At 55.3% G+C, this 1,941-nt stretch carries 2 protein-coding genes; both read left to right on the top strand.

The window, feature by feature from the left end; genetic code table 11:
* A partial coding sequence (locus AB5Z20_RS09815) for an arginine deiminase family protein (protein ID WP_195239190.1) occupies positions 1-76 on the top strand: 76 nt, incomplete at its 5' end.
* A gap of 149 nt (positions 77-225) precedes the next feature.
* On the top strand, positions 226-1,350 hold the full coding sequence (locus AB5Z20_RS09810) for an aminotransferase (RefSeq protein WP_368157176.1): 1,125 nt from the start codon (positions 226-228) through the stop codon (positions 1,348-1,350).
* The last annotated feature ends 591 nt before the right edge of the window (positions 1,351-1,941 follow it).

Here is a 1,941-nt window from a genome sequence, read left to right as displayed (position 1 = left end):
GCCCTCCGCCGAGCTCTCCCGCGGCCGCGGCGGCCCGCGCTGCATGAGCATGCCCTTCTGGCGCGAGGACCTCTAAGGTCTTCAAGGACCCGTACAGGTCTTAATACATACATCTAGCTGCAATTAGATGTCTCCCAATGGGGCGGTGCGGGTTTTCGCACCGCCCCATTCTTGTATGAGGAACGTCAACACGATTGGATGACTGCTTTTGTAAGGAGCTTGGCCATGGATATCAAGACAATCGGCGTTGAAGAGTGGCTCAACGTTTGGGAGAAGAGCGCCACGTGGGATATCGCCCAGTCGACGATCTCCTCGCTTACCATGGGCGAGCTGCGCGCGCTCGACGAGCAGGACGGCGCCACGTTCTATGAACGCCTGGACCGCGAGAAGATGAACTACGGCTGGATCGAGGGTTCGCCGGAGTTTAAGGCCGAGGTTGCCAAGCTGTATCGTCGCGAGGTCAATCCCGATCACATCCTGCAGACCAACGGCTGCACGGGCGCCAATCTCAACGCCATCATGGCCGTGGTCGAGCCCGGCGACCACGTTATCGCCGAGTGGCCTACCTATGCGCCGCTCTATGAGATCCCGCGTACGCTCGGCGCCGAGGTCGAGTATTGGGAGCTTCGTGAGGAGCTCGGATGGAAACCCGATATCGAGGAGCTCAAGCGCTCGGTGCGCCCCAACACGAAGCTCATCTGCATCAACAACGCATCGAACCCCATCGGAACGGTGCTCGATGCCGATGCGCTCGGCCAGATTGCCGAGATCGCCCGCTCGGTTGGCGCCTATGTGCTTTGCGACGAGGTGTACCTGCCGCTTGAGAACACTGAGGACTTTTTGTCGATGGCCGATGTGTACGAGAAGGCCATCGTCACCAACTCGGTGTCCAAGACCTATTCGACGCCCGCGGCCCGCGTGGGCTGGGTTGTGGCAGACGAAGAGGTATCTAACCGCATTCGCACGTACCGCGACTACACCATGATTTGCGGCGGCGTGTTCAACGACGCCCTGGCGACCTATGTGCTCAAGCACAAGGACAAGATCCTCGAGCGCAACCGCAAGATCGTGTTTGGAAACCGCGATATCGCGCAGGCTTGGATCGATACGCAGCATCGCGTTTCCTGGACGGCCCCGCAGGGCGTGTCTACCTCGTTTATCAAGCTTGATATTCCCGAGGACGACGAGGGGTTCTGCAAGCGCCTGCTGGCCGAGAGGGGAGTGCTGTTGGTTCCCGGTAGCCGCTTTGAGCTTCCCTGCGGCGCACGCCTGGGCTACTGCGCGAGCGAGGACGTTCTGCGCGAGGGTCTGAGGCTTTTGGGCGAGGCACTGGCGGAGTTCGATCGCTAGGATTCCGACGGCTCTCAAAACCGCTCAAATCTGTCTACGATTATCGATAACAGTCCCGTTTCCCATGAGGGGAGCGGGACTGTTTTTCTATACCGAGAAGTCAAGTTGTTACAAATGAGGCCATAAGGCGAGCCGGTATCCGATGGGCCTTATACTGAGCTTCCGGTGAACGGTATCCAACGTCTGGTAAACGGTAATTTGTTACCAGAAATGAATAGGACAAACTTTTTTCTGAATAAAAATGAAAATGGTTGAGACGCGGTATGAATCGCTAATTCTATTCATAGCTTTATTGGAAATATGCAATTTGAGGGTGGTTTAATAAAGTTAAGTTCCATTTGTTATTTGGATTGAAAACGCGTTTAAGCACGTAAATAAACTTTATTAAATCAAAGTGTGCCATGCGTGAAGTATATGTGTATGCCGTTCACCCCTCATATAAAACCGTTCGGGGGCGAGGTGGAAGTATGAACTGATTTTGGATATAAATATGTCGTCAGCAATAACGCCTCACACGGAGGGGCGCTAACGAATCGGCCCTGACAGGGGCCCGAAAGAAAGGTAGGAGGCCATGACGAAAGGTCTGCACGT

The organism is Collinsella aerofaciens, assembly GCF_040910245.1.
In the GTDB taxonomy this organism is placed as follows: domain Bacteria; phylum Actinomycetota; class Coriobacteriia; order Coriobacteriales; family Coriobacteriaceae; genus Collinsella.
The sequence above is the reverse complement of the archived record's forward strand: the minus strand, read 5'-3'. Positions and strand labels throughout refer to the sequence as shown.